The sequence below is a fragment of the Enterobacter sp. CPE_E1241 genome (assembly GCF_045618265.1).
Classification (GTDB): domain Bacteria; phylum Pseudomonadota; class Gammaproteobacteria; order Enterobacterales; family Enterobacteriaceae; genus Enterobacter; species Enterobacter adelaidei.
Genome location: NZ_JBIWYV010000002.1, coordinates 21,957 through 47,707, shown reverse-complemented (window position 1 = coordinate 47,707; position 25,751 = coordinate 21,957). Strand labels below are relative to the sequence as shown.

Sequence of the window (25,751 nt, the reverse complement as noted above, 5' to 3'; positions counted from 1 at the left end):
AGTCACGTCGGTTATATTCAATCCGGCACTGTTGCAAAGTTAGCGATGAGGCAGCCTTTTGTCTTATTCAAAGGCCTTACATTTCAAAAACTCTGCTTACCAGGCGCATTTCGCCCAGGGGATCACCATAATAAAATGCTGAGGCCTGGCCTTTGCGTAGTGCACGCATCACCTCAATACCTTTGATGGTGGCGTAAGCCGTCTTCATGGATTTAAATCCCAGCGTGGCGCCGATTATCCGTTTCAGTTTGCCATGATCGCATTCAATCACGTTGTTCCGGTACTTAATCTGTCGGTGTTCAACGTCAGACGGGCACCGGCCTTCGCGTTTGAGCAGAGCAAGCGCGCGACCATAGGCGGGCGCTTTATCCGTGTTGATGAATCGCGGGATCTGCCACTTCTTCACGTTGTTGAGGATTTTACCCAGAAACCGGTATGCAGCTTTGCTGTTACGACGGGAGGAGAGATAAAAATCGACAGTGCGGCCCCGGCTGTCGACGGCCCGGTACAGATACGCCCAGCGGCCATTGACCTTCACGTAGGTTTCATCCATGTGCCACGGGCAAAGATCGGAAGGGTTACGCCAGTACCAGCGCAGCCGTTTTTCCATTTCAGGCGCATAACGCTGAACCCAGCGGTAAATCGTGGAGTGATCGACATTCACTCCGCGTTCAGCCAGCATCTCCTGCAGCTCACGGTAACTGATGCCGTATTTGCAGTACCAGCGTACGGCCCACAGAATGATGTCACGCTGAAAATGCCGGCCTTTGAATGGGTTCATGTGCAGCTCCATCAGCAAAAGGGGATGATAAGTTTATCACCACCGACTATTTGCAACAGTGCCGAAAACCTGAGTACACTCCCGGCTGTGCGCCTGAAAAATCTCGCACGTTATGCTGGTATGACTTCGGTGTTCAATATTGCCGAGGATGTCACCGCAGAAAAGGATGGCGGTTCTGGTTGCCTTTGTCCTTGCATGGAAACGCTGGCGCTGGATGATGCATTGGACGTTCTGGACGCCATGCTGGCCGTTATCATCCGTGACGCCAGAAAGATTGGGCAGAAAACGGCTCCGCTCGCTGAAGGATCTGGATAAATCTGCATTGGCGCTCGCCAGCGCATGTTCGTACCTGCTGAAAGAAGAAACACCGGACGAATCGATTCGTGCTGAGGTGTTCAGCTACATCCCAAGGCAAAAGCTGGCTGAAATCATCACGCTTGTCCGTGAAATTGCCCGGCCCTCAGACGATAATTTTCATGAAGAAATGGTGGAGCAGTACGGGCGCGTTCGTCGTTTCCTGCCCCATCTGCTGAATACCGTTAAATTTTCATCCGCACCTGCCGGGGTTACCACTCTGAATGCCTGTGACTACCTCAGCCGGGAGTTCAGCTCACGGCGGCAGTTTTTTGACGACGCACCAACGGAAATTATCAGTCGGTCATGGAAACGGCTGGTGATTAACAAGGAAAAACATATCACCCGCAGGGGATACACGCTCTGCTTTCTCAGTAAACTGCAGGATAGTCTGAGGCGGAGGGATGTCTACGTTACCGGCAGTAACCGGTGGGGAGATCCTCGTGCAAGATTACTACAGGGTGCTGACTGGCAGGCAAACCGGATTAAGGTTTATCGTTCTTTGGGGCACCCGACAGACCCGCAGGAAGCAATAAAATCTCTGGGTCATCAGCTTGATAGTCGTTACAGACAGGTTGCTGCACGTCTTTGCGAAAATGAGGCTGTCGAACTCGATGTTTCTGGCCCGAAGCCCCGGTTGACAATTTCTCCCCTCGCCAGTCTTGATGAGCCGGACAGTCTGAAACGACTGAGCAAAATGATCAGTGATCTACTCCCTCCGGTGGATTTAACGGAGTTGCTGCTCGAAATTAACGCCCATACCGGATTTGCTGATGAGTTTTTCCATGCTAGTGAAGCCAGTGCCAGAGTTGATGATCTGCCCGTCAGCATCAGCGCCGTGCTGATGGCTGAAGCCTGCAATATCGGTCTGGAACCACTGATCAGATCAAATGTTCCTGCACTGACCCGACACCGGCTGAACTGGACAAAAGCGAACTATCTGCGGGCTGAAACTATCACCAGCGCTAATGCCAGACTGGTTGATTTTCAGGCAACGCTGCCACTGGCACAGATATGGGGTGGAGGAGAAGTGGCATCTGCAGATGGAATGCGCTTTGTTACGCCAGTCAGAACAATCAATGCCGGACCGAACCGCAAATACTTTGGTAATAACAGAGGGATCACCTGGTACAACTTTGTGTCCGATCAGTATTCCGGCTTTCATGGCATCGTTATACCGGGGACGCTGAGGGACTCTATCTTTGTGCTGGAAGGTCTTCTGGAACAGGAGACCGGGCTGAATCCAACCGAAATTATGACCGATACAGCAGGTGCCAGCGAACTTGTCTTTGGCCTTTTCTGGCTGCTGGGATACCAGTTTTCTCCACGCCCGGCTGATGCCGGTGCTTCGGTTTTCTGGCGAATGGACCATGATGCCGACTATGGCGTGCTGAATGATATTGCCAGAGGGCAATCAGATCCCCGAAAAATAGTCCTTCAGTGGGACGAAATGATCCGGACCGCTGGCTCCCTGAAGCTGGGCAAAGTACAGGCTTCAGTGCTGGTCCGTTCATTGCTGAAAAGTGAACGTCCTTCCGGACTGACTCAGGCAATCATTGAAGTGGGGCGCATCAACAAAACGCTGTATCTGCTTAATTATATTGATGATGAAGATTACCGCCGGCGCATTCTGACCCAGCTTAATCGGGGAGAAAGTCGCCATGCCGTTGCCAGAGCCATCTGTCACGGTCAAAAAGGTGAGATAAGAAAACGATATACCGACGGTCAGGAAGATCAACTGGGCGCACTGGGGCTGGTCACTAACGCCGTCGTGTTATGGAACACTATTTATATGCAGGCAGCCCCGATCATCTCCGGGCGCAGGGTGAAACACTGAATGATGAAGATATCGCACGCCTCTCCCCGCTTTGCCACGGACATATCAATATGCTCGGCCATTATTCCTTCACGCTGGCAGAACTGGTGACCAAAGGACATCTGAGACCATTAAAAGAGGCGTCAGAGGCAGAAAACGTTGCTTAACGTGAGTTTTCGTTCCACTGAGCGTCAGACCCCATCCACTGACTGGCGCAGTATTCTCATTGATTGGATGTGTCATGTTGTATGGCGCTGTAGGAGCTGCAGGTTATCTCCAGGGAAAATGGCATAACGATGAAGTTGATATGTCAGATCTTCATAAAATTCGTGCTTTTTCCCCATTTGTGAAACAGCTGATCACTAACGGCATGGCAAAGAATAACGGTCTGCTGACTTATACCCTGCTTGAAAGCCTGCTCTGTGAAATCGAGTTCGCGCTGAAAGAAGATGACCTGCGTTTCAATATAAATAAGCAACTTAATGTGTAGCTGCGATTTTAGCGGCTAAAAAGATTGTACAAATCATTTTGTTTAGCTAAACTAAATCAAAATGTAAGACAGAGGCTATTATGACAGGTGCAGGAAATATCGAGGTTCCAACCAAGGAACGGCTGAAAGAGGTCATTTTACCGACCTTATTCAGCGATGCAAATGCGATAAGCAGATATGGCGAATCGGAAATTTCTTCTAATGCTATGGACCGCTACTCGTCGCTTATGGAAAAGTCAGCTGTCTCCGCATTGTCCGGCTCAATAAGCCAAATAGTTAATGCGCTGGCTGAGGCCGATCCCCGGAGCATTGCAAGGAAACCATCATGGTTTTCCCGTTTCTCAGGTACGCATCTTGAAAAAAAGGTTCGTTATCAAAAAGCTCGCATGAATGTTGAGGCTTTAATTGGTGAAGGGAAAAGTTTCATGGAGCACGTATACGAAATGCTTCATGCGCTGGAAGATCTCATGGTGATTCATCATCAGGAAATTGAAAGGCTCAAAGTGTTCATTGACGCCGGAAGGGAATATTTACGCGAAATACCAGAAGAACCGAAAGCCGACGACCTGAATATTGTCTTCGATAAGCCGCGTGAACGATTTGCCAGGAAAATCGCAAACCTTGCTACGTTGCTTGCTTCGCATGAAATGAGCGTCATGCAAATGAAAATTACCCGCGCTCAGTGCATTGATATTCTGGATCGTTTCAACGAAACCGTGAATGTTTTGGTTCCTGTCTGGCGACAACATACCCTGTCGCTAATCACGACAACAAACATGGACCCGGATATGGTCAGCAAAGCGACTCAGGCACACCAGGCGCTTATGAAAAGTCTGCATAAGAGTTTAGAGGGGATCGATAAATGAATACTCAAACTGCCACCAATACTGCAATTACGCCGTATGTCATTAATGCAACCGAACTGGAAAAGTTTGGTTTACGCCAGGAAGATGAATCTGAGATTCAGGCCGTTGCAGAGCGTATTGATGCCAGCAACCCGGACACGGTGTATCAGTTTGGCCGTGATGTTGCCGAAAATACTGCAGCTTATGCAGATAGCCTGTTGGAACAGATCAGAAATAAAGATCTGGATGACGCTGGCTCTAAGCTGACGGAAGTCGTCAACCTGGCCCGCAGCGTGAATGTTTCAAACCTGACGGAAAGCCGTTCTAACCTGCCGGTCATCGGTCCGATTATCAATAAAATCCGCACACGGGGTAAGAATTTCGCTGCACAGTTTGATTCTACCCGCGAGCAGATAGATGCGCTGGTATCTGAGGTGTCTATTACGCAGCGTAGCCTGGCTGCTAATAACGGTGCATTGCAGCAGATGTTTGAAGAGGTGGTAAAAGAACATCACCTTCTTGGCGTCCACATTGCCGCAGGCAAGGTCCGTCTTTCGCAGCTGCAGCTGCAGGCTGAGAAGCTAAGAGCGAGTGTCGGAAATAACCCTGCCTCTTTCCAGGAAGTAGCCGATCTCGATACGCTGATTTCTAATCTGGATAAGCGAATCGGAGATTTGATCGTGTCTCAGCAGTCGGCCATGCAGGTTCTGCCGATGATTCGTATCATCCAGGCGAATAATCAGAACCTTGTTGATAAATTTCATAGCGTTAAAGAAACAACGGTCCCGAACTTTAAGAGACAATTCCTGTTGGCTATTTCCCTGAATGGTCAGCGTAATGCTGTTAACCTGGCGAATGATATTGATAACGCCAATAACGAACTCCTTCGCAGTAACGCAAAACTGCTGCACCGGAATGCGGTTGAAACGATGCGCGCTAATCAGCGGCTTGTAATCGACGTCAGTACGCTTAAAGAGGTACAGGATACGCTGATCCAGACTGTCGGTGACGTTATTAAGATTCAACGTGAGGGGGCGACAAAACTCCGTGAGACTGAAAAGCAGGTGTTAACCATGCGTGAAAATCTCAGGGCCAGACTGACTCAGAAAGGGATCACTCAGGAGGTTTAAGATGGTTAAGACTGACAGTATCGGGCAGGAGGTATCTGCCCTTGATAAACGTACTCGCACTATCAGCAGAAGCGGTATTGTTTTACTTATCTCAGGGCTGGCAACACTGGTCGTTGCGGGAGTAGGCTATGCCATTTCGCGTTTGTTAAGTCCGGGTATTAATGATTTTATGATAGATGTACCGGGGCTATTGTTACCTTCTGCCGGTCATGGAGAAGCAAGTGATGTGTTCTCATCTGCAATGCCATTCACATCAGCGTTCTCAGGCTACCTTTCATCGCCACTGTTCACCGCTATCCCGGTGGTGATTGTTCTTGTGTACGTTGCTTTTAAGGTGTTTGACGGGGAAGGTGTAACGTCCGTTCTTCCTCTATTGGGAATCCTTCCCGTCATCTTCGGAGCCAAGATGATGTTGAGTACGTTAACTGAAACGCCAGAAGATGATTCCTCTTCGCCGACAGAAGTAGTCAGGCAGCTTATCAAGGATGATAAGCCAGCAGAGCTTGTTACCTATCTTGAAAAAATCAGCGGCCAGACTCCAGAAACTGCCAAGTTACTTGATTACGTCAAAGCGCAGGCCAGTATCCGGGAGAACAAACCCGATATCGATCTGGTCAGGAAGGTTGTAGCCGACTATCAACGTAATCCAGCTGAGCCTGTCCCTGCTGATGTCAGATACGGGCTTGAAATGACTGCTTTTAAGGAAACAATCACGCCACCGGCTACCCGTTATGCGCAGGGAAAACTGAAAAAGGCACGTTTCTTTACCTCTGTTTCATCTGCAGGATTTTCGATTAGTGGGATTCTTGTTCTCCTCGGAGGCATGTTATTCCTGTGGGGGGCGCAGATGAAAAAACGAGTAGCTTTCATCAAAGATGTTGCACTGAAATAACCCGGCTTTCCGGGTTTTTTCGTTATATCCATTAAAAAATGGATTTTAGCGGCTAAAATGATTGACCTGCAAACGCAGTTTAGCTAAACTGTGTTTGCGGTGTCATTGAGGCGTCCAGTCAAAGACGTTGAATTTGGAAGTAAATTTTATGACGACTGTTAATAGTAATGACCCGCACGTTGCCAAAACTGGCGATGAAAAAAGTGAAAAAAAACGCCTGACTAATGAGGTATTTGCAAGAGTTACCCGAAGCCTGAATGTTGGTAAGCAAACGCTTGATATCGCTTACGGCGTACTGGTTGAAGGGAGACCGCAGAAATATTTTGTTGAAACGCTGGATATTTCTCGCGGGGCTGTTTCTCAGGCAGTTAACAGAGTGTGGGATGCCTATAAACAAGAAGTACCTGACGGCTTTGTGCGTATTGAAGTAGTGTTACCGGAGCGGCAGGCTTTCATTGTTAAAAAGTGGGCTGACGAGGCAAAACGTAAACAGGAAGAATAGCGATGGCTATGAAAGTATTGGTTACAGCAAATCAAAAAGGTGGTGTTGGCAAGACTTCCACCCTGGTTCATCTGGCATTTGATTTTTCAGAACGAGGCAAGCGGGTTGCTGTAATCGATATGGATACCCAGGGCAACGCCTCTTTTACCCTGAAACAGTTCTCGTCCGGCATTAAAGCGAATGAAATGTGGGGCGAGATCGAGCCAACTCGCTTTACCCAAATGCCTGAGAGCGGAATTTCTCTCATTGAGTCAGATATTCAACTGGCAAACGTAGAAAAATTAAATCTGCCGGAAATGGTGAAGCAGTTCCGCCATAACCTGCAGCAGCTGGCCGACAGTGGCTTTGACGTCTGCCTGATTGATACTGCGCCTACGGTTAACAATGCGCTTATCGTTGCGCTGGCGAGCGCTGATTTTGTGGTATGCCCTATTGAGCTTGAGGTGTACTCAATTCAGGGTATTAAAAAAATGCTGACCACCTTCACCCAGGTGAAACGCAAAATGAACAGCAAGCTGGAATTTATTGGTATGGTTCCAAGTAAGGTAGATGGCCGCAATCCTCGCCATGTAAACCACCTGCAGGAGCTGCAGACGGCCTACCCTACGTTAATGGTTCCTGTGTCTGTCGGGTTGCGAAGCAGCATTGCTGATGCACTGGCTTCACATGTCCCTGTCTGGAAAATCAAGAAGACAGCAGCACGTAAAGCCAGCCAGGAAATGAGAGCACTGGCCGATCATGTTTTTACTAAGATGGAGATTGCATAATGACTAAAAAAAATTCTTCCGGCCTTGGCCTTGATACCGTTGGTGATCTCTCCGACTTTCTTGATGCGTCTGCAGGTGCTGAGGGTAAACCACTGATGCTGGACGTTGATGCGATTGATCCCGATCCTGAACAACCGCGTAAGCAGGACAACCCAGGGTTCTCAGAGGAATCCATTAAGGAGCTGGCTGATACCATTAAAGCGCGTGGTGTGAAAATGCCTGTCTCCGTTCGCGAGAACCCGGAGCAAGCGGGGCGCTATATCATTAACCATGGAGAACGTCGCTGGCGAGCCAGTAAAGTGGCCGGGAAGAAACAAATTCCCGCTTTTATCGATAATGACTATAGCGACGATGATCAGGTCATTGAGAACATCCAGCGTAATGACCTGACGGCGCGTGAAATTGCCGTACACATTGGCCGCAAACTGGCTGAGGGGGTATCAAAATCTCAGATTGCTAAAAGGCTTGGCAAGTCGCCAGCGTTCGTAACCCAACACGCCGCGTTGCTGGATCTGCCGGATTGTATAGCAGATGCTTTTAATAAAGGCTCAATCCGTGATGTTACCGTAGTTAATGAGCTGGTAACGGCTTACAAGCAAGACCCGGAAGAAGTTCAAAAACTTCTTGAAGAGAACGAGGGTGAAGACATTACCCGTAGTGCGGTGAAAGTTTTCCGTGAGTTCCTGGACGAAAAAGAATCCAGCAAGCGTGATCCAGACACCATTGACGCCTTCAATGGCCGTACCGATTCGGAAGCTGCCGAAGATGATACGGACGGCCACGATGATAACGATGTGACCGATAAGGTCCGTAAGACGCCAGAAAAGGAAACCGATCCTGATAAATTCAAAAAGGCTATTGTTATCGTTGAGTACCTGGGGGAGCAGGGCCGCCTTATCCTGACCAAGCGCCCAAGTGAAGAAGGGCTTGCCTGGATTAAGTTTGATTCAACTGGTGTAGAAGAAGAGCTAAATCTCGAAAACGTGAAAATAATTTGCCTTATTGAAGGATAAAAGGTATCAATTTCCGCTCAGAATCCCGCAGTCGCGGGATTTTTTTTTAAGTAATTTGCAGTATTGCATGATTTTAGCGGCTAAAATATTATAATATAGCTAAACAAAATTTAACCGGAGGGGCCATGTCAAACAGTTCAGTCAGGGCAAGAGGATTTGAAAAAGCTGAGGCCAGTCTGAGGCTGGAAGGTATGGACCCTAGCGGAACCCCCCTTTATGAAGGTATCAAACAACGCATCATTGCCGGTGAAATTACTTACGAGCAGGGTAGAGCGGAGATATTCGAATATCATGCTCAACGTGCAAAACAACACCAGGCATGAGCGACAAAAAAGACCCGTATCTGTATCCGGGTACTGATACCCTTATCAACAACGCTGGGATCAGGGATAAAAAACAGCTTGAAGAGTTTGAGCGCGACACAGTAGCGCTTAACTTATCGCAGCTGGAAGAAAGCCCTATCATTGGTCCTTTCGACAAGCAGCGCCTAAAAGAAACTCACAAACGCATTTTTAACGGCATTTATCCGTGGGCCGGTGAATTCCGGGAAAATACCGGGATGATGGTCAAAGAGCGTTTGGGTAATCAGGTGATGTACGCTGATTCAGCCTACATTGAACCTGAGCTGAGTAAACTTTTTCTCTCCATGGAGAAAGAGCAATTCTTTCATGGAATGGACCCCGAAAAATTTTCAGAGCGTCTAGGGCATTATTACGGCGAGTTGGATGCTTTGCATCCATTCAGGGAAGGAAACAGCCGGACGCTGAGACAGTTCACGTCAGACCTGGCATTAAATGCCGGTATGAACCTGGACTGGTCTATGGTGGCAGCAGATGATGATGCAAGGAGAAAACTGTATCTTGCGCGTGACGTGGCCGTTATCAACGCAGATTCATCCATGCTTGCTGACATTATAAAAATAGCAGTCAGCCCTATCCCGACACAGACGGTTGACGATAACACCAGGAGTAACACCGACATGAGCAAACAGCGTGTTCTTGTCATGAACGGCCAGCGCGTGCTGCAAAGCGAAGAAGCAGGCAAATGGAAAAATGACAACGTTGATAAAGCGGGCAGCATAAAGCCAGGCATTTACCCGCTTTATCTGTCCAAGGGGCCGGATAAAGCCAGCTCTTATAATGGGCCGATTTTACACGCAGATAAACAATCAGTATATCAGCAGGTAGGTAAGCAGATTTTCAAGCATGATCGCCAAAATTTCGATAAACTGCCAGAAGTAGGTACGGAAAAGAGTATTTCGTATGACCAGACTTCCGGTAAAGCTCAGGTAGCAGCAGCCACAGAGAAGCAGGGCCGGAAGTTCTCCAGATAGCGAATAGCGTAGGAGTCCCGGATGAAGCCAACTACCCCATTTAAAAATCCCGGCGCGGTCCGGGATACCTCCCCCCCTCGTCAGCAGCCTGATATTAAACCTGATCTTATCGCAGAGTCGGAAGCTGTAAATATCCAGGAACAGGTACAGCAGCTGCATGACGAGCAGCAGCAGTTGATCAATGACCCATCCCATTTACAGGATTCGCAAACTGACGCCGGTAACATCGAGCAGGAATATAAGGATGCGGTAGAGGCGGCAGTAGCGGATAAAGAAACGCAGGCAGAAAACCTTGAAAACCGGCTGGAATCGCTGATAGACAAGCAGGAGGCGGTTCTGCAGCAGATGATGAGTCGTCAGCCTGGGTTTTTGGCTCTGCCCGGCCAGAAGGCAAAATGGCAGTCGCAGGTACAACAACAACAGTCATTGCTGAGTCGCCTGCAGAACCGGCTGGAAACTGTCAAAGAGATTCATGACGGGATGGGGTTACATGGCCCGCGTATACACGAACTGGCGACGGCCAAAGTGCGGCATGATAAACCAGAGCTTGCCGAAGGATGGGATGAAATGCGGGCCGCACAGCGAGCGCATGAGAATCTCATGCGGAAGCAGGCGAAAGAACAGAAAGAAAAGCTACAAAGAGAGCAGGCTCCATCACTAAGTAAAGGGAATGGTCTGAGCCTTACAAGAACAATAACTTGATCAGCTACAGAATCCCCGTCATGCGGGGATTTTTTTTCCGCAACAATTCCTACCCCCCAAAAACAGCGAAACCCCGATAAACGGGGTTCAGGCCGGTTGGCGATAAGGCACGCTACAACAAACTTCGCGATCTGACTACATAGGCTGCATTCCGCTTTCCCGCCTTACAGGGAGGTTGCCTAAACCTCGCCAGACCATGAAGTAAACATATAACATCAAGTGCGATAATGCAATATCTTTTAGCTAAACAAAACCCGCCAATTTTAGCCGCTAAAATTAATTTTCGTTACGTTGTCACTACACCGAACCTACAGGGTGACAAAAATAGCTCACTAACGGTAAAGAACCTCGTCGATGATTTGAAATGGGCGACCTGGTTTTTTGCCTACAAAGTAACGGCCCCGTGGTAAGCGTTCGCCTTTCTTCAAACGGTAGATCCAGTCCTGGAAAGCAGGGCGGGGTTTATAGCGGCCAAAGGCTTCCAGAGACTGTGTTACTTCGATAGTCTGGCTACCATGTTTTCTCATTTTACGCAGTGTTTCTTCCATCATTGACACGTTTTGCATTTAACTATTCTCCCAGGATTTTTTAGCCGCTAAAAGTTAGCGGCTAATAGTCACTTGTAAAATGTTGCAATGAATGCGACGGCTGCAGCCATTAAGGTGATCACCGCCGCCGCCATATTCATCATGGCAAGTTTTCTTGCCCCTTCTATGTGCGACCGCGATTTTCTGATCTCGTCCTGAACTTCTTTTCTGATTATGGCAGCGGTTTCTGTAGCTGCAGATGTCAAAACACGCTCCATTACTTCCGTATTGGCCTTTAGCGCGGCGTTAAGGATACGGTCAGCCTTATCCTTCGCGCTGTAATCCCATTGCATCAGGGCGCTTTGTAGCTCGGATTTAAACTCATCCAGAATTTCTCCCTGTTTCTCCTGGCTTTCATCCAGCAAATACCGAAGCAGGGTAGGAACGACCATAATCGGATCGGTTTCATCCAGTGCTATACCATGCTTTTTAGCAATGAGCGCAATGAGTTCTTCCGTCTTATCATCCATCAGATCACCGTTGCTAAATCAAGCTGTTCGAAAACAAGGGCGCGAACCTGTTTCAGACGCTGGCGAACCATAATAGATAATGATTTATCTTCAATGGCCTCATCGAAGGTCTTGTAATTTTCCAGCATGTCGGCAAAGTCCTGGCCGTGTAACTCTTTTTTGAGCGTAGGCAACCGGATAAGCGCATCCACCTTGTCTTTATTCATCAGGTACGCTTCTGATTCTTCGAATGGCACTCCCTGATCGGATTCCACCGCGCCCCAATACGGGTTAAGCCAGACAACAAAACGGGTTTCTGACGGATACTGCTCCACCATGGCCTTGAACCCCTCGACGGTGTAATCATGTGCCTGCCCCCCCACAATCGAGATATGAATGACAAGCTGTTTACCCATTTCATAAAGCAGGGCGGGGATTTGCTGGCTAATCATATAACTTGATAACGGAATAAATGACGGAGCGCCGTTATCGATAATAACGTCCCTGTCACCGGCTTCATCAATCCACTGGATGAGGGTATCCAGTTTGCGCTGATTAATTTCATCACCTTCCATGATGTTCAGCTGTCGGACGTTCAGTTTTTCATAATTAGAGAATGTCGGATTGAGCGGATCGGTATCGATGCACAGCGGTAGTTCACCTTTGCTAATCTTGTACATTCCCAGCAAAGCGGTACTAACGGATTTACCACAACCACCTTTTCCTTGCTGGGCGCTGTGAACAGCATGGCGTACCGGCACTGATTCAGCTTCACTTTGTTTTTTATTTTTGTCTGCAGTAGGCATTAGTTAGTCCCCTTCTTTTTTCCAGGATTAAAATTAAAAGTTGGCAGCTGACTGCCGGTATTCGTAGGCGGCTCTCTTTTGACCGGCGTTCTCTCCGGGATCACGTTTTCTTTCTTTGGTGACAGTCCGGCTTGTTGGCTTTCTTTCTTTACCACCGCTCCAGCAGGTGTACTTTCGCTAACAGCAGCTGCACGTTTTCGCTCATCTATGTATCGCCGGACATGCCGACGAAAAGTTTCGTATGTGGTATTAACACGACCAGTTTCGTGCATGTGTTCCCATATCGTTGTAAGAGAGTAACCGGCTTCAATCGCGTTTTTGACGTCTTCCCGGATTGCCAGGAAGACTACCCTCGCGCTGTTTGCACTCTTGCCGTTCAGCCCCTTTTTCTGCTTAACCCACTCCTGTAGGTCAGTTAAATAGTCTTTTCCCATCCGATAACCTGCGTGTGTATTTATGAGGTATTTCTGTGTATTTCCGTGTGTATTTGAGCAGGATAACAGTTGTAAACCGCCCGGAAAACGTTGGTTTTCCGGTGTATGCGGCATAGTAACGCCGTTTTTTCGTTATATCCACAGTTTTGCACCAAAAAACACGACATTCCACTTTTCTTTGTGTAGACTTTCCTTGGCGTAAACACCGGCGAAAGCCGGGCAGGACATGTAAAGTTAGCTAACCTGTAAACAGGTTATCAAACTTTACTCTCCCCTTATTCGCATCTTCGATTCTCAAGGGGAGTCCTGCTCTGCGAGGCTACGCGGCTACCGCCGCGAGTGAGGTCAAATGACGGAACAAGTGAAAACTACACGTAAACATGGCAAGCACATTCGTGTGCCAGTTCTGCCAGAAGAAGAAGCAATCATTAAGCGCAACGCAGATGCCGCTGGTCTGAGTACAGCGGCATTTCTGCGTAAGGTTGGAATGGGTTATGAAGTGGAATCCATGGTTGATATTGAACAGGTTCAGGAGCTGAGTCGGGTAAATGGTGACTTAGGCCGACTTGGGGGATTGCTTAAGTTGTGGCTTTCCAATGACGAGAGAACCCGTAATTTTTCCGCATCGCTGATCAAAACTCTTTTGGGAAAAATCGAGTCAACCCAAAACGAGCTACGCACAGTAATGGACAGGATACTGAGCAAATGATTTTAGCGGCTAAAATCCAGGGGGCATCGTGATTTCGCGTCACATCCCAATGCGTAATGTTAAGAAAAGTAGTTTTGTTGAGCTTGCAAAGTATCTGCAAGACCCGCAAAGCAAACAGGAGCGCGTGGGCGTTATTAAGGTTACGAACTGTCATCAGGAAAACATTCTTGATGCAGCCCGCTATGATATAGAGCCAACACAGCGGCGTAACACGCGCTCTGAGGGCGACAAGACTTATCACCTTGTCATTTCCTTCCGTCCTGGAGAAAAACCGTCACAGGAGGTTCTGGACGCTGCAGAAGAACGTATCTGCGAGGCTATGGGATATGCCGATCATCAGCGTGTCAGTGCTGTTCATTACGACACTGATAATGTGCATATCCATATCGCTATAAATAAAATCCATCCACAAACTCACAACATTCATACCCCCTACAACGATTACAAAACCCGTTCAGCGGTATGCCTGGCACTCGAAAAGGAATTTGGCCTTGAAAGCGACAATCATCGGGCAAGTAAAACGCGATCTGAAAATAATGCGGCAGATATGGAAAGGCATTCCGGCAGAGAAAGTTTGCTTGGCTGGATAAAGAGGGAGTGCGCAGATCAATTAAAGAGTGCGGCTAACTGGCAAGAGTTACATCAGGCAATGCGCCAGAATGGGCTTGAGTTACGCCAGAAAGGAAATGGATTCGTTATTACTGGTCCCGATGGCCTTGCTGTAAAAGCCAGCTCTGTAGATCGCTCACTATCCCGCGCAGCGCTTGAAAAGAAATTAGGCTCGTTTGAGTCTTCCGTACCCGACACGAAACCTTCCAGACCTTCCCCGGAAGCGATTAAACAGCGATTCGGTTCAGCTGCACACGTTAAGCGGCCCGGAGATCGCCCGCCTCCAATGCGTGAAAACCGACAGGTTAACCTTGGCGATGTTCCCGTTATGCAGATTAACAGTGGTAAACGCTACGAGGGCAAACCGCTGGGTTCTCAGGGGGCAAGTACCTCAGCTCTTTACGGGCGCTACCAGAGTGAACAGCAACGGCTTACAGCTGCCCGTAACGAAGCACTACGCCTGGCAAAGGTTAAACGTGATCGCCTCATTGAAAACGCCAAAAGGTCAGGCCGGTTAAAGCGAGCAGCTATCAAGTTACTGAAAGGGCCGGGCGTGAATAAACGCTATTTATATGGTCTGGCAAGTAAGGCACTTGGGGAAGAACTTGAACGGGCAAATGCCATTTATAAAAAAGACCGACAGGCAGCTTATGACATTCATAAACGCCGTACATGGGCTGACTGGCTGCAGTTCAAAGCCGCAGGTGGTGATGATGAAGCGCTGAAAACTTTACGCCAGCGGAATGCACAGCAGGCCCGAAAAGAGGCCAACATTCTGCATGGCGATAAAGTCAAAAAAGATGGCCGTATCCCTGGACTGAAACCGGACAGCGTAACGAAGGAAGGGACGATTATTTACCGCGTGGGAGAGAGTGCTATCCGTGACGGTGGTAAACGTCTGGATGTATCCCGCGATGCCGGAGATGACGGTCTTCATGCCGCACTGCTTATGGCTAAACACCGTTACGGAGACAAACTCACCGTTAACGGCAGTTTTGAGTTTAAAAAACGCATCGTAGCGGTAGCCGCTGCGCGTGAGCTGAACGTGTCATTTGCCGATCCTGAACTGGAAAAGCTGAGACAAATTCTGACTAAAAAAGCGGCCCGCGAACGTGAATACATCCACATTCCCTTTGAGCAACGAGGCAAAGCCCGACAAGCCGGGGCTATGTGGGACACCGAAAAGAAATCCTGGTTTGTCGGTCCTTACGCAACCAGAGATCGGATTGAAAAATTTATCCGAATGAATGAGGAAAAAGACAATGAGCAAAGACGACAAAGATATGCCGGAACAGAACGAACCGATGCAGGACGAGAACGAAGCGGCACTGGAAATGCTACTGGGGCAAATGAGCCAGGATTCACAGGACGAAGCACCTCCGCTGATGCCGGAAACGGATATGGAACCAGCAGCAGCGGAAGACGAACTGGCACAGGCGATGCTGTTACTACAGCAGGAAGCCAGCCAGGAAGGAGTGATGACACCCGTACAGGGAGAAGTCGAGCAGCCGAACCAAATGGCGAACGAGGACATAGTAAGCCCAACGTTGCGCGACCTGGACGCCAGCCGCCGCCCACAGCAAAAAACCGTCTGCGAGCAATGTCCGAACTCGGTATGGTTCGCATCGCCGGAGGAAGTGAAGTGTTACTGCAGGGTAATGTTTCTGACCAGCTGGAGCACAAAACAGCCGAACGTGCTGATCAACTGCGACGGGATATGGCTGGGGCAGGAGGAATAACAACGCCTGCTGAGGTTAAGAAACCGCTGAGTAGTGCTGAAAAATATATCAATGAACGTGAGCAAAAACGCCTTAAAGGGTTCGATATACCGAAACATAGAGGGTATAATTCTACTGATAAAGGTCTGTTTGAGTATGCAGGCCAACGTAAAAGCGGGCTGGAAACGTTAGCCCTGCTAAAACGGGATGATGAAATTGTTGTTATGCCTGTCAGCGATTACACCGCCCGGAGACTGAGCAATCTTAAAGTCGGGGAGTCGGTCACACTGACCCCTTCCGGTTCAGTAAGGACAACGAAAGGAAGAAGTCGATGAAAGAAAAAGAATCAACACCGGTGTTGTGTGAATCCCCTAAAGGAGTGGGGATAGTGATCCCACTTGTAACATCATGGCCGGATTCAGTCGTAGTAATGGATGTCACCCATGATGACTGGAAGATAAAAGAGGAAGCCAATGAGAAAGCCTAATAACGCTGTAGGGCCGCAGGTCCGTAATAAAAAGAAAACTGCGAGAGGGAAACTGATCCCGGCGATGGCCATCACTTCACTGGCGGCTGGCATCCAGGCTGCCACACAGTATTTCGCTTACAGCTTTAATTATCAGGAACTGCTGGGGCCAAACTTCAATCACATCTACGCGCCGTGGTCCTATTTCAAATGGTATTCAGCATGGCATGACCGTTTACCTGATGCGTTTTTTGCAGCTGGCAGTGTCGGGGCTACGGTCGCTGCCGGTGGTCTGGTCCTGACTGCACTGACAAGTATGATGAAAGCAAACTCATCCAAGGCGAATGAATATCTTCATGGTTCTGCAAGATGGGCTGACGAGCAGGATATTAAAGCTGCTGGCCTGCTGGGGAATGATGAAGGGGTTTACGTTGGCGCATGGGAAGACAAAAACGGCCAGCTGCAGTATCTGCGTCACAACGGCCCGGAGCACGTTCTGACATATGCACCTACCCGTTCGGGTAAAGGTGTCGGCCTGGTTGTTCCCACCTTGCTTTCCTGGAAACATTCAACGGTAGTGGCTGACCTTAAAGGTGAACTGTGGGCGATGACGGCGGGCTGGCGTAAAGAATACGCCAAGAATCTGTGTCTGAAATTCGAACCTGCAGCTGCCAATGGTTCCGTCGCCTGGAATCCTCTCGATGAAATCCGTGTGGGTACTGAAAACGAAGTTGGCGACGTTCAGAACCTTGCCACGCTGATAGTTGACCCGGACGGTAAAGGGCTGAACGACCACTGGCAGAAAACATCACAGGCGCTTTTAGTTGGTGTGATCCTCCATGTACTTTACAAGCACAAAAATGATGGTACGCCAGCAACGCTTCCGTATGTTGATTCCATCATGGCCGACCCGGAAAGAGGGGCTGGGGAACTGTGGATGGAAATGACGCAATACGGCCACGTAAACGGCGAGAATCATCCGGTTGTGGGTGCAGCTGGCCGAGACATGATGGACCGCCCGGAAGAGGAAGCCGGTTCCGTGCTGTCTACTGCAAAATCTTACCTCGCCCTTTTCCGTGATCCGGTTGTGGCCCGCAACGTCAGCGAGTCACATTTTAAAATTAAAGACCTGATGAACCATGACGATCCGGTTTCCCTGTACATCGTCACTCAGCCAAACGATAAAGCTCGTCTGCGCCCGCTGGTACGAATCATGCTGAACATGATTGTTCGCTTGCTGGCCGATAAGATGGAGTTTGAGCGCGTCAATAACAACCTTACGCTGTGGCAGCGCTTTAAACAGGCGTTTGGTTTTTCTGTCCAGGGAACCAAAAGAGTACAGACGAAGAAAACCTACAAACATCGTCTTCTGGCTATGATCGATGAGTTCCCAAGCCTGGGTAAACTCGAAATCATTCAGGAATCGCTGGCCTTCCTTGCGGGTTACGGCATCAAGTTCTACCTCATCTGTCAGGATATTAACCAGCTGCGTAGCCGTGAGACAGGTTACGGGCCGGATGAAACAATCACCTCGAACTGCCATGTGCAGAACGCATACCCACCTAACCGTACCGAGACAGCCGAGCACCTTTCTAAGCTGACCGGGCAGACAACGGTTATCAAAGAGCAGATCACAACCAGCGGGAAACGTGCCAGCGCGATACTGGGTGGCGTGTCCAAAACCATGCAGGAAGTACAGCGCCCGCTGCTGACTGTGGACGAATGCCTGCGTATGCCTGGACCTAAAAAGAATGCAGAAGGTCTGATCACCGAGCGCGGCGACATGGTGGTTTACGTGGCAGGGTTCCCGGCCATTTATGGAAAACAGCCGTTGTTCTTCCAGGATGAAATTTTCTCGCTTCGTGCCTCAGTACCTGAGCCAAAAACTACCGACCGTATTCGCGCCGCAGCTGCTGCGAATGATGACGCCAGTAATGAGGCTATCGCAATATGAAAAAAGTGACCCGGTACGCTGCCATTGGTGTTATTTCAGCTTCATTGATTGGTGCAGTTGTGTGTGGCCTTGGATATGCCGCCGGGTTACGCATCAATACCACGAAAAGTATCCCTGTTGGCTTGTACAAAATCAGCCAGAAAGCGCCAGAGAAGGGCGACTATGTAATTTTCTGCCCGCCTGAAAAGGCTATTTTCTCCCTGGCACAGAAGCGCGGTTACATCGGCAGCGGCTTTTGTCCTGGGGGGTATGGCGAGATGATGAAGCGGATTTTAGCGGCTAAAGGCGATGAAGTCGCTTTTCGTGATGATGGTGTTTACGTCAATGGACAGTTATTGCCTTACAGCAAGCCGTTAAGTGCTGATCCGGGCGGGCGTAAACTGCCCGCCATTCGTGAAGTGTACACGTTGGGTAAATCTGAACTGTTGCTGATGACTGACCGCAGCGCATCATCATTTGACGGGAGATACTTCGGCGCGGTCACAAAGTCACAGATTATTTCTACGGTATTACCTGTAATGACCTGGTAAAAAGAATAGGGGAATTGATATGGGATTATTTCATCAGAGTGCGGAGAAGGAGAAGTTAGAAGCACTGGAAAATGTTATTTCAAAAAACAATCGGGGTATTTTTAAACGAATTGATGAGAATCGCGAGCTACTCGAATTGTTATATGAAAAAACGCCAGAGCTTATGGATGAATGTTCCTGGATTCGTGGCTGGATTGAATCTCAGGATGAATTTTTAAGTAAGTTGGCGGAGGTTTCTGGTGTGGAAAATCGAACCTATAACCTTACTGCTGGTAAACCGTACCCACGCCCTTTTCCGAAAAAACCGGATTGTCTTACGGATTCTTCGAATGAGGGTAATACCGTATGAATAATCTCATTATGTATGCTTTGAAAACTATTCGTTATCGCAGTCTCATTGCTGAGGCGCTTTTGGGTAATTTATCAGAGTGTGAAGATACAAAAAGGCGAAGTGAAATTATCACTGTTTGTCATCGCTCCGCTGATGTGATTGAACATATATCACAGTACGCAATTGAAGATTGTCTTGATAAACATCAATTGATACAGGATCTGGAGTCCGCTCTATTCATTCTTGATGTTTTCAGTTTTGAATTAAATAAAGTTAATTCATGTATCCCTGATAGTGAAGAAATTAAAGTGCTTATGGCAGAAATAGGGAGTGTCAAATGAGAGTATTCATTGCAGAAAAACCAAGTGTTGCAAAAGCCATCGCTGAAATATTAGGCGCAACGAATAAAAAAGACGGTTACATTGAGTGCGGTAGTGACTATGTGACCTGGTGTTTTGGTCACATGTATGAGCAGGCCGAACCGGATGTGTATACACCAGATAATGTGCCGCGCAATGAGAGCGGCAAAAAAATCTGGCGAGAAGATGATCTGCCAATTATCCCGGAAAAGTGGATTATTAACCCTCGTGAAGATGCTGAGAAACAGCTGAAAACCATCCGGCATTTGGTAGAGCGGGCTGACACTATTGTTAATGCTGGCGACCCGGATCGTGAGGGGCAGTTACTGGTTGATGAAATTCTTGATGACATGGGATGCACTAAACCGGTCCTGCGTTACTGGTGTAATGCGAACGATACGGTAAGTGTTACCAGGGCGCTGAAAGGTCTGGAGAGCAACGATAAATATGTGAATTTTGGTCGTGCAGCTCTTGCGCGTGGCCGGGCTGACTGGTTGGTTGGCATGAACCTTTCAAGAGGATTCACGTTGTCGGCAGCGCGTGGTGGCTCGCGTGTTCTGTTGACGGTCGGGCGAGTTCAGACACCAACGCTGGCGCTTGTTGTTGCCCGCGATCTTGAAATTGAAAACTTCAAACCAATTCCGTATCACAATATCAAAGCTGTCTTTAAACATGATAAAGGGGCGTTTGTTGCGGGATGGCAGGCCAGAGAAGATCAGCCTGGTCTTGATTCTGAGGGAAGGCTGATTGACACAAAAGAAGCCGACAAGTTAGTCGCAGCTTTAACCGGGAAAACCGGTAAGGTTGTGGAGTATAAGCAAGAGCCTAAGAAAAAATATCACCCTAAAGCCTATTCTCTTGGCGGTATAACAAGTGTTGCTTCAAGCAAGTTTGGTTATTCCGGTGAGCAAGTGCTGGCTATATGTCAGTCTCTTTATGAAACGCATAAACTTACCAGTTATCCACGTTCTGATAGCTCTTATTTACCTGAATCTCAACACGCAGATGCGCCTCAAATTCTGGCTTCTCTTCGGGTTACTTATCCGGGAATAGCTGCCCTAATCGATAAAGCTGATCCGAAAGTAAAATCAAAAACTTTTGATGACTCTAAGGTTACAGCGCATCACGGCATTATTCCAACGATGCACAAAGGTAACGTTGAGAGGCTTACGCCAGAAGAGCGTAATATTTACGATCTCATTGTAAGAACATATCTGGCTCAGTTTTATCCAGTGCATGAATATAAAGCGACGACAATTATTATTGATGTTAATGGTGAAACGTTTGGGGCCGGTGGCCGCGTAACCACTAAAAACGGGTGGAAAGACGTTTATTCAGATGGAGAGGATGAAGACGAAGAAAATGAGTCTGAACAGTCTCTTCCATCAATGAAAAATGGTGACGAAATTGTTTGTGCTCAGGCACAGCGTCAGGATGCCAAAACTAAAGCGCCACGTCGCTTTAATGACGGTACGCTCAACACCGCAATGGAAAATATTCATAAATACGTTGAAGACCCGGCGCAGAAAAAATTACTGCGTGAAGGTGATGGTATCGGTACATCAGCTACCCGCGCCACAATCGTTGCCGAGTTAAAGAAACGTGGCTTTATCGAAAACAAAGGCAAAGACATTATCAGTACCAGGCTGGGAAGGGGGCTGATAGCCATTCTGCCAGAACTGGTTAAAAGCCCGGTCATGACAGCAATCAACGAACGTATGTTGCTGGAAATTGAGCAGGGCAAACGTGACGTTGATTCCTTTGTGAAGATGCAGGAAAAATTTGTACGAGATCAGATTAAGGTTATTAACGCTGGAGCTATCAAAGTTGCCGGTGGTGTGCAAATTTCTGACAAGTACAAATGCAAGGTATGCGGTAAAGGGCTTATTCGCCGTCCGTCCAAAAAAGCCGGTCACTTCTGGTCCTGCAGCGGTTATCCCACCTGTAAGGAGTCTTACCCGGATATTAAAGGTAGTCCGAACTATAACCCCGTAAAACGCGCTTAATCGTGGAGGCAGTATATGACTGACACTAACGCAGTAATTCGCCCTGATGTTAACGACGCAATACAGGACAAATATCGCGATTTGATGACACCGGGATATGTAGCCGAGTTTTCCCCGGATGAAGCTGATCTTGCGGGAGCGTTCGAAGATGATGCACTGAATGCGCGTGACGCATATGAAAGTGCTTTTGATGCGGAGTAACGACCATGGCAGAAGCTAAAGCGAAAAAACCATTTCATGAGATTGTGGCTGAAAACCTGATAGCCCAGCTCAAAGAGGGTACGGCGCCATGGCAGAAGCCATGGAATCCGGGCGCACCAGGTGCCGCTCTTCCCATGAACCCTACCACCGGTAAACGCTATAAGGGCATTAACGCTATTCACCTTATGGCGCAGGGTTACAGCGATCAGCGCTGGATGACCTATAAGCAGGCGACAGCTGCAGGTGCGCAGGTGAGGAAAGGCGAAAAAAGTACGCATGTCCAATACTGGAAATTCACTGAGGAACGTATCAAGCGCAACGATGATGGTAGCATTGTGCTCGATAAAGATGATAAGCCGGTAAAGGAAACCGTCCAGCTGGAGCGTCCGAAAGTATTTATCGCCTCAGTGTTTAATGCGGAGCAGATTGACGGTCTTCCACCAATGGCCGTTCGCCAGGATAAGAGCTGGAACAGCATTGAACGTGCCGAATCCATTCTTGAAGCCTCTGGCGCGAAAATCTCACATGACCAGGTAGACCGCGCTTTTTACCGCATGTCTACAGACAGTATTCACTTACCGCAGCAGGCCGCTTTTCCAAGTGCCGACCGTTACTATGCCACTGCACTTCATGAGCTGGGCCACTGGACCGGTCACGCCTCACGCCTTGATCGTGATCTGGCCCATCCTTTTGGTAGTGAAGGTTACGCCAAAGAGGAACTTCGCGCAGAAATTGCCAGCATGATCATGGGCGATGAGCTGGGAATAGGTCATGACCCTTCTCAGCATGTCGCCTATGTTAAATCCTGGATTAAAGCCTTGCAGGATGATCCGCTGGAGATTTTCCGTGCTGCAGCTGACGCTGAAAAAATCCAGGGCTTCGTGCTGGGCCTTGAACAGCAGAGGACACAGGAACAACCGGTAACGCTGGAAACAGAGCAGCGCGTAAAAGAGCATAATGAGGTCTTGGCCGAGGTACAGCGGCTGACTAACCCGCAGATTTTCGATGCTGAAACAGTGCAACTTTACCATTTCACTTTCATGACTCTGGAGCAGACAGCGGAGGAAGCTGGTTACGTTACCTATTACAGTCGTGGCACTGGTGAGCTGGGCGAAGAAACCATTCGTGTTAACTACGAAGACAGTAACGGCAATACTATTCCTGTTCATACTGATGTGGTTGGGCGCGGAAAAGCGTTGACGTATATCGGTGATGAACGTGTACCCGGAACGGGATTCTCTTCTGATAATGAATGGCAAAGTAATGCCCTTAAAACCGCTTTCGCCAGCATAGATAACAACCTGACTTTAGCGGCTAAAAAGGTTCAGAGTCAGATTGAAAATATCAGTGGCGACCCGCGAGAATTACCGCAGGACGTTAAGTTTCCTAAAAACTGGTGGCCTAATTCCAGTTTTCTGGCGTCAAAACCTAATGGAGAATCTTCCGCAGCGCCTGCGTCAGAAGAGGAATCCCTTGAGGTTTATCGTGAAAGGAAGAGGGCAGAATTATTTAACAAGCCAGCGCTTCCCAAGGAACTACAAGAACAGCTGAAGGAAAACATTAAGCGGCATGCTGACGCCATCGAAACGGGGCGCATCAATATGAGCACTAAACCTGAAACGTCTGTTACACCCGAACAGCAGCGGCAGTATCGTGCTGAGAAATTCATTCTTTCTAATCTCGATAGTGGCCTTTCTAAGCACGTCCAGAATATGAACCGTCGCCAGCTTACACTATCGCGTAACGTCCTCTTTGATGCGCAGAACAGCAATCAGGATAGTGATTTCTGGAAGCGTAACAGCGAATTTCATTCTTCATTCAGTCAGAACTGGAATGAGGCTCAGGACAAAATTAAGAGCGCATATCGTGAGCTTGATTTAGCATTAACCCTCCTGCCTGAGCCGAAATATACCATTGTGGAAAATCCCGGCCAGAATGAGCATGTGAATATCATCATGCAGACCAACAGCGCGGTTAAGGCGCTGGCCGCCGTTAACGAAGGGGATAACCGTTCAATTTATGACTCACGTCTTATCGATAACGGTCAGGTCGATCTGAATGACCTGCAGAACAATTTTTACCAAACGCTTGAGGCAGAAAAAGCAGCCTTAACGCAAGGTGTTATCAAGCCTGATGATGAGATTAGCGTACTCCCGCCAGGAGAAGCGCAGGAATGGTATCAGGACCGTGTTGAAAGCCTGATGGAGGGTGCTGACAGCCCGGATGAAATGAAACGCGCTCTGGATGCGCTGGGGCCGGAACCGGGCGATAATGAGGCTGTTTTCCTTGGTGAAGACGGCGGGCGAGTTCTCCCGGAATTCAGCCTGAATGTTGCGCAGGAAAATACCCCAATCAATGTACCCTACAAAGAACGCAATGAAGCCAAAGCGCTTGGGGCTAAATGGGATCGAACCGAACAGACCTGGTTTGTACCAAAAGGCGTATCTCTTGATAAATTTGCAAAATGGAGCGGTGAGCCAGCTGCAGCTGCAGAAAAAAATACGCCGGTTGCATCTGTGAAAGACGTAACGCCGGAAGTGGGTGAGCGTCAGGATCTGGCCGTCCCTTACAAAGACCGTGCAGAAGCTAAAGCAGCTGGCGCTAAATGGGACAAAGAGAAAAAAACCTGGTACGCCGAAGCCGGGGCTGATATGCAAAAACTGGCGAAGTGGAAACCTGAAAACGTAGTGATCGAGCAGTCACCGGCAATGACGCTGCAGGAGGAAGTGGAAACCGCGTTGAAAGATATTGGGTGCATCCTCGATGCCGATACTGACCGGGGCCAGAAGCATCCAATTATGGATGGTGAGAAGCATCGGATCACAGTAGAGGGTGACAAGAAAGGGGAGAAGTCAGGTTTTTATATCATCCACACTGACGGCCATCCTGCAGGCTTTATGCAGAACAACCGCACTAAAGAAGAGTTACGCTGGTCTTCCAAGGGATATGTGCAGTCCGACGAAGAAAAAGCGCTCCTGCGGGCGCAGGCAGCTCAGAAACAGGCCGAAAAAGCGGCACAGCAGCAAAAAGACCATGAGTCCTCTGCAAAGCGTGTTGAAAAGCAGCTCGCCAAACTTAATGAACCTCAGCAGCAAACTGCTTACCTGGAGAAAAAAGGGCTGCAGGTGCATAAAGGCGTGTTCACTGACAAGGAAGGGCAGAAAACCTTTATCCCTGCTTATGATGTCCAGGGTAAGCAATGGACCATGCAGTACATCAACGAGGACGGCACAAAACGTTTTGCCAAGAACGCCCGTAAAGAGGGATGTTTCCATGTCGTTGGCGGGCTGGACGCGCTTAAAGAATCCCCGGTGCTGATCGTGGCCGAAGGTTACGCAACGGCAGGGAGCATCACAGAGGCTACTAATATGCCAACGGTCGCCGCCTTCGATTCAGGTAATCTGGAACCTGTCGCTAAAGCACTTAAAGAAGCCTACCCCGATAAGCCAATCATCATTGCCGGTGATGATGATATTTCTCAGTCATGCAAAATGAAGGTAAAGGATAAGGCCAGTGTAAACGTTGGCAGGGAAAAGGCGCTGGAGACAGCGAAAGCTGTCGGCGGTGTGGCGGTGTTCCCGGTATTTGCTAAAGGTGAAGTACCTGGGAAAGACGAACTCAGCCAGATTAAACCGGCGGCGTATCTTGCTCACCAGACCGCCTCGCGCAAACTGGAGGCTCATACGAGCGGTGATAAGCCACTCCCGGATGCCGAAGTGAAGGTACTGCAGGCAGCGCAACTATCGGAAAAGCAGCTTGATATTATTCGCCGCGCTGATCGTTACACTGACTTTAACGATCTGGCCGTAAATAGTTCTCTTGGCCGGGAAGGTGTGGCGATGCAGTTGAAAGCCGTCATTGCTGACCAGCTGAATAAAAAACAGCAGCAGTCACAGGTCCAGACCGAAGAGAAAAAACTCGTTCAGGAAAAAGAGAAAAAGCGGACCATTCGCCACGCTATGTAAGA

The 25,751-nt window shown here is 48.6% G+C and carries 26 protein-coding genes; 21 read left to right on the top strand and 5 right to left on the bottom strand.

Going from position 1 to position 25,751, the window contains the following annotated elements; genetic code table 11:
• Positions 1-76: 76 nt before the first annotated feature.
• On the bottom strand, positions 77-781 hold the full coding sequence (locus ACJ9Y9_RS24295) for an IS6-like element IS26 family transposase (protein WP_001067855.1): 705 nt from the start codon (positions 779-781) through the stop codon (positions 77-79).
• A gap of 148 nt (positions 782-929) precedes the next feature.
• On the opposite strand from ACJ9Y9_RS24295, the gene ACJ9Y9_RS24290 reads away from it, so the two are divergent.
• The 11 genes from ACJ9Y9_RS24290 to ACJ9Y9_RS24240 all read left to right on the top strand — a co-directional run bounded on the left by ACJ9Y9_RS24290 (position 930) and on the right by ACJ9Y9_RS24240 (position 10,625).
• Entirely contained in the window at positions 930-2,972 is a 2,043-nt protein-coding gene (locus tag ACJ9Y9_RS24290; RefSeq protein WP_407226238.1) for a Tn3 family transposase, read from the top strand.
• 286 nt (positions 2,973-3,258) lie between these two features.
• Positions 3,259-3,441, top strand: coding sequence for a hypothetical protein (locus ACJ9Y9_RS24285; RefSeq protein ID WP_227537755.1), 183 nt, complete (start codon positions 3,259-3,261; stop codon positions 3,439-3,441).
• Positions 3,442-3,521: 80 nt separating this feature from the next.
• The gene (locus ACJ9Y9_RS24280) at positions 3,522-4,307 is read left to right on the top strand and encodes a toxic anion resistance protein (RefSeq protein ID WP_109885670.1); all 786 of its coding nucleotides are present in this window, start codon (positions 3,522-3,524) and stop codon (positions 4,305-4,307) included.
• The gene (locus ACJ9Y9_RS24275; protein ID WP_003019716.1) at positions 4,304-5,416 is read left to right on the top strand and encodes a toxic anion resistance protein; all 1,113 of its coding nucleotides are present in this window, start codon (positions 4,304-4,306) and stop codon (positions 5,414-5,416) included. The genes ACJ9Y9_RS24280 and ACJ9Y9_RS24275 overlap by 4 nt, the downstream gene beginning before the upstream one ends.
• A 1-nt stretch (position 5,417) precedes the next feature.
• Positions 5,418-6,308: a klaC gene (locus ACJ9Y9_RS24270; RefSeq protein WP_094334525.1), complete on the top strand. Its 891-nt coding sequence runs from the start codon at positions 5,418-5,420 to the stop codon at positions 6,306-6,308.
• 148 nt (positions 6,309-6,456) lie between these two features.
• Positions 6,457-6,810: a TrfB-related DNA-binding protein gene (locus tag ACJ9Y9_RS24265; protein ID WP_004196253.1), complete on the top strand. Its 354-nt coding sequence runs from the start codon at positions 6,457-6,459 to the stop codon at positions 6,808-6,810.
• Positions 6,811-6,818: 8 nt separating this feature from the next.
• Positions 6,819-7,577, top strand: a complete 759-nt coding sequence (locus ACJ9Y9_RS24260; RefSeq protein ID WP_024189760.1) for a ParA family protein — start codon at positions 6,819-6,821, stop codon at positions 7,575-7,577.
• Positions 7,577-8,590, top strand: coding sequence for a ParB/RepB/Spo0J family partition protein (locus ACJ9Y9_RS24255; RefSeq protein ID WP_000162907.1), 1,014 nt, complete (start codon positions 7,577-7,579; stop codon positions 8,588-8,590). Before ACJ9Y9_RS24260 ends, ACJ9Y9_RS24255 begins: the two co-directional genes overlap by 1 nt.
• 125 nt (positions 8,591-8,715) lie before the next feature.
• The gene (locus tag ACJ9Y9_RS24250; protein WP_003019726.1) at positions 8,716-8,913 is read left to right on the top strand and encodes an antitoxin VbhA family protein; all 198 of its coding nucleotides are present in this window, start codon (positions 8,716-8,718) and stop codon (positions 8,911-8,913) included.
• The gene (locus ACJ9Y9_RS24245; RefSeq protein ID WP_003019728.1) at positions 8,910-9,923 is read left to right on the top strand and encodes a KfrB domain-containing protein; all 1,014 of its coding nucleotides are present in this window, start codon (positions 8,910-8,912) and stop codon (positions 9,921-9,923) included. Before ACJ9Y9_RS24250 ends, ACJ9Y9_RS24245 begins: the two co-directional genes overlap by 4 nt.
• A gap of 21 nt (positions 9,924-9,944) precedes the next feature.
• Positions 9,945-10,625 (top strand): IncP plasmid survival protein KfrC family protein, encoded by a 681-nt coding sequence (locus ACJ9Y9_RS24240; protein ID WP_003019731.1) that lies wholly within the window; start codon positions 9,945-9,947, stop codon positions 10,623-10,625.
• Between the two features lie 332 nt (positions 10,626-10,957).
• Here the strand turns inward: ACJ9Y9_RS24240 and ACJ9Y9_RS24235 are convergent, their stop codons facing one another.
• Genes ACJ9Y9_RS24235 through ACJ9Y9_RS24220 form a run of 4 tightly spaced genes read right to left on the bottom strand, consistent with a single transcriptional unit; the run spans position 10,958 to position 13,015 of the window.
• Positions 10,958-11,191 carry a hypothetical protein gene (locus ACJ9Y9_RS24235; protein ID WP_004196176.1) on the bottom strand — a complete coding sequence of 78 codons (234 nt, stop codon included), beginning with the start codon at positions 11,189-11,191 and terminating at the stop codon, positions 10,958-10,960.
• A 50-nt stretch (positions 11,192-11,241) separates the two neighbouring features.
• On the bottom strand, positions 11,242-11,682 hold the full coding sequence (locus tag ACJ9Y9_RS24230) for a protein traM (protein ID WP_004196152.1): 441 nt from the start codon (positions 11,680-11,682) through the stop codon (positions 11,242-11,244).
• Positions 11,682-12,467, bottom strand: a complete 786-nt coding sequence (locus ACJ9Y9_RS24225; protein WP_003019741.1) for a conjugal transfer protein TraL — start codon at positions 12,465-12,467, stop codon at positions 11,682-11,684. The genes ACJ9Y9_RS24230 and ACJ9Y9_RS24225 overlap by 1 nt, the downstream gene beginning before the upstream one ends.
• Positions 12,467-13,015: a TraK family protein gene (locus ACJ9Y9_RS24220; protein WP_004196210.1), complete on the bottom strand. Its 549-nt coding sequence runs from the start codon at positions 13,013-13,015 to the stop codon at positions 12,467-12,469. The genes ACJ9Y9_RS24225 and ACJ9Y9_RS24220 overlap by 1 nt, the downstream gene beginning before the upstream one ends.
• A 235-nt stretch (positions 13,016-13,250) precedes the next feature.
• On the opposite strand from ACJ9Y9_RS24220, the gene traJ reads away from it, so the two are divergent.
• The 10 genes from traJ to ACJ9Y9_RS24170 are packed head-to-tail and all read left to right on the top strand — an operon-like array spanning position 13,251 to position 25,749.
• A complete protein-coding gene (gene traJ, locus ACJ9Y9_RS24215; RefSeq protein WP_003019745.1) occupies positions 13,251-13,610 on the top strand; it encodes a conjugal transfer transcriptional regulator TraJ in 360 nt (119 codons plus the stop codon).
• A 28-nt stretch (positions 13,611-13,638) separates the two neighbouring features.
• On the top strand, positions 13,639-16,272 hold the full coding sequence (gene traI, locus ACJ9Y9_RS24210) for a TraI/MobA(P) family conjugative relaxase (protein WP_149998658.1): 2,634 nt from the start codon (positions 13,639-13,641) through the stop codon (positions 16,270-16,272).
• Positions 16,269-16,424: a type IV secretory system conjugative DNA transfer family protein gene (locus ACJ9Y9_RS24205; protein WP_003019749.1), complete on the top strand. Its 156-nt coding sequence runs from the start codon at positions 16,269-16,271 to the stop codon at positions 16,422-16,424. The genes traI and ACJ9Y9_RS24205 overlap by 4 nt, the downstream gene beginning before the upstream one ends.
• Complete coding sequence (locus ACJ9Y9_RS24200; RefSeq protein ID WP_004196203.1) at positions 16,411-18,357, top strand: type IV secretory system conjugative DNA transfer family protein; 1,947 nt, start codon at positions 16,411-16,413, stop codon at positions 18,355-18,357. Before ACJ9Y9_RS24205 ends, ACJ9Y9_RS24200 begins: the two co-directional genes overlap by 14 nt.
• Positions 18,354-18,887 carry a conjugative transfer signal peptidase TraF gene (traF, locus tag ACJ9Y9_RS24195; protein WP_004196194.1) on the top strand — a complete coding sequence of 178 codons (534 nt, stop codon included), beginning with the start codon at positions 18,354-18,356 and terminating at the stop codon, positions 18,885-18,887. The genes ACJ9Y9_RS24200 and traF overlap by 4 nt, the downstream gene beginning before the upstream one ends.
• Before the next feature lie 19 nt (positions 18,888-18,906).
• Complete coding sequence (locus ACJ9Y9_RS24190) at positions 18,907-19,236, top strand: hypothetical protein (protein ID WP_004196188.1); 330 nt, start codon at positions 18,907-18,909, stop codon at positions 19,234-19,236.
• Positions 19,233-19,559, top strand: coding sequence for a hypothetical protein (locus tag ACJ9Y9_RS24185; RefSeq protein WP_004196186.1), 327 nt, complete (start codon positions 19,233-19,235; stop codon positions 19,557-19,559). The genes ACJ9Y9_RS24190 and ACJ9Y9_RS24185 overlap by 4 nt, the downstream gene beginning before the upstream one ends.
• The gene (locus ACJ9Y9_RS24180; RefSeq protein WP_004196257.1) at positions 19,556-21,583 is read left to right on the top strand and encodes a DNA topoisomerase 3; all 2,028 of its coding nucleotides are present in this window, start codon (positions 19,556-19,558) and stop codon (positions 21,581-21,583) included. The genes ACJ9Y9_RS24185 and ACJ9Y9_RS24180 overlap by 4 nt, the downstream gene beginning before the upstream one ends.
• A 15-nt stretch (positions 21,584-21,598) precedes the next feature.
• Entirely contained in the window at positions 21,599-21,784 is a 186-nt protein-coding gene (locus ACJ9Y9_RS24175; protein WP_004196216.1) for a hypothetical protein, read from the top strand.
• A gap of 5 nt (positions 21,785-21,789) precedes the next feature.
• Positions 21,790-25,749 (top strand): zincin-like metallopeptidase domain-containing protein, encoded by a 3,960-nt coding sequence (locus ACJ9Y9_RS24170; protein WP_109885645.1) that lies wholly within the window; start codon positions 21,790-21,792, stop codon positions 25,747-25,749.
• The last annotated feature ends 2 nt before the right edge of the window (positions 25,750-25,751 follow it).

Excerpts from the sequence above, each read along its gene's own strand:
- ACJ9Y9_RS24295 (WP_001067855.1), bottom strand. The coding sequence starts at position 781 with ATGAACCCATTCAAAGGCCGGCATTTTCAGCGTGACATCATTCTGTGG.
- ACJ9Y9_RS24290 (WP_407226238.1), top strand. The coding sequence starts at position 930 with ATGTCACCGCAGAAAAGGATGGCGGTTCTGGTTGCCTTTGTCCTTGCA.
- ACJ9Y9_RS24285 (WP_227537755.1), top strand. The coding sequence starts at position 3,259 with ATGTCAGATCTTCATAAAATTCGTGCTTTTTCCCCATTTGTGAAACAG.
- ACJ9Y9_RS24280 (WP_109885670.1), top strand. The coding sequence starts at position 3,522 with ATGACAGGTGCAGGAAATATCGAGGTTCCAACCAAGGAACGGCTGAAA.
- ACJ9Y9_RS24275 (WP_003019716.1), top strand. The coding sequence starts at position 4,304 with ATGAATACTCAAACTGCCACCAATACTGCAATTACGCCGTATGTCATT.
- ACJ9Y9_RS24270 (WP_094334525.1), top strand. The coding sequence starts at position 5,418 with ATGGTTAAGACTGACAGTATCGGGCAGGAGGTATCTGCCCTTGATAAA.
- ACJ9Y9_RS24265 (WP_004196253.1), top strand. The coding sequence starts at position 6,457 with ATGACGACTGTTAATAGTAATGACCCGCACGTTGCCAAAACTGGCGAT.
- ACJ9Y9_RS24260 (WP_024189760.1), top strand. The coding sequence starts at position 6,819 with ATGAAAGTATTGGTTACAGCAAATCAAAAAGGTGGTGTTGGCAAGACT.
- ACJ9Y9_RS24255 (WP_000162907.1), top strand. The coding sequence starts at position 7,577 with ATGACTAAAAAAAATTCTTCCGGCCTTGGCCTTGATACCGTTGGTGAT.
- ACJ9Y9_RS24250 (WP_003019726.1), top strand. The coding sequence starts at position 8,716 with ATGTCAAACAGTTCAGTCAGGGCAAGAGGATTTGAAAAAGCTGAGGCC.
- ACJ9Y9_RS24245 (WP_003019728.1), top strand. The coding sequence starts at position 8,910 with ATGAGCGACAAAAAAGACCCGTATCTGTATCCGGGTACTGATACCCTT.
- ACJ9Y9_RS24240 (WP_003019731.1), top strand. The coding sequence starts at position 9,945 with ATGAAGCCAACTACCCCATTTAAAAATCCCGGCGCGGTCCGGGATACC.
- ACJ9Y9_RS24235 (WP_004196176.1), bottom strand. The coding sequence starts at position 11,191 with ATGCAAAACGTGTCAATGATGGAAGAAACACTGCGTAAAATGAGAAAA.
- ACJ9Y9_RS24230 (WP_004196152.1), bottom strand. The coding sequence starts at position 11,682 with ATGGATGATAAGACGGAAGAACTCATTGCGCTCATTGCTAAAAAGCAT.
- ACJ9Y9_RS24225 (WP_003019741.1), bottom strand. The coding sequence starts at position 12,467 with ATGCCTACTGCAGACAAAAATAAAAAACAAAGTGAAGCTGAATCAGTG.
- ACJ9Y9_RS24220 (WP_004196210.1), bottom strand. The coding sequence starts at position 13,015 with ATGCCGCATACACCGGAAAACCAACGTTTTCCGGGCGGTTTACAACTG.
- traJ (WP_003019745.1), top strand. The coding sequence starts at position 13,251 with ATGACGGAACAAGTGAAAACTACACGTAAACATGGCAAGCACATTCGT.
- ACJ9Y9_RS24205 (WP_003019749.1), top strand. The coding sequence starts at position 16,269 with ATGAAAGAAAAAGAATCAACACCGGTGTTGTGTGAATCCCCTAAAGGA.
- ACJ9Y9_RS24200 (WP_004196203.1), top strand. The coding sequence starts at position 16,411 with ATGAGAAAGCCTAATAACGCTGTAGGGCCGCAGGTCCGTAATAAAAAG.
- traF (WP_004196194.1), top strand. The coding sequence starts at position 18,354 with ATGAAAAAAGTGACCCGGTACGCTGCCATTGGTGTTATTTCAGCTTCA.
- ACJ9Y9_RS24190 (WP_004196188.1), top strand. The coding sequence starts at position 18,907 with ATGGGATTATTTCATCAGAGTGCGGAGAAGGAGAAGTTAGAAGCACTG.
- ACJ9Y9_RS24185 (WP_004196186.1), top strand. The coding sequence starts at position 19,233 with ATGAATAATCTCATTATGTATGCTTTGAAAACTATTCGTTATCGCAGT.
- ACJ9Y9_RS24180 (WP_004196257.1), top strand. The coding sequence starts at position 19,556 with ATGAGAGTATTCATTGCAGAAAAACCAAGTGTTGCAAAAGCCATCGCT.
- ACJ9Y9_RS24175 (WP_004196216.1), top strand. The coding sequence starts at position 21,599 with ATGACTGACACTAACGCAGTAATTCGCCCTGATGTTAACGACGCAATA.
- ACJ9Y9_RS24170 (WP_109885645.1), top strand. The coding sequence starts at position 21,790 with ATGGCAGAAGCTAAAGCGAAAAAACCATTTCATGAGATTGTGGCTGAA.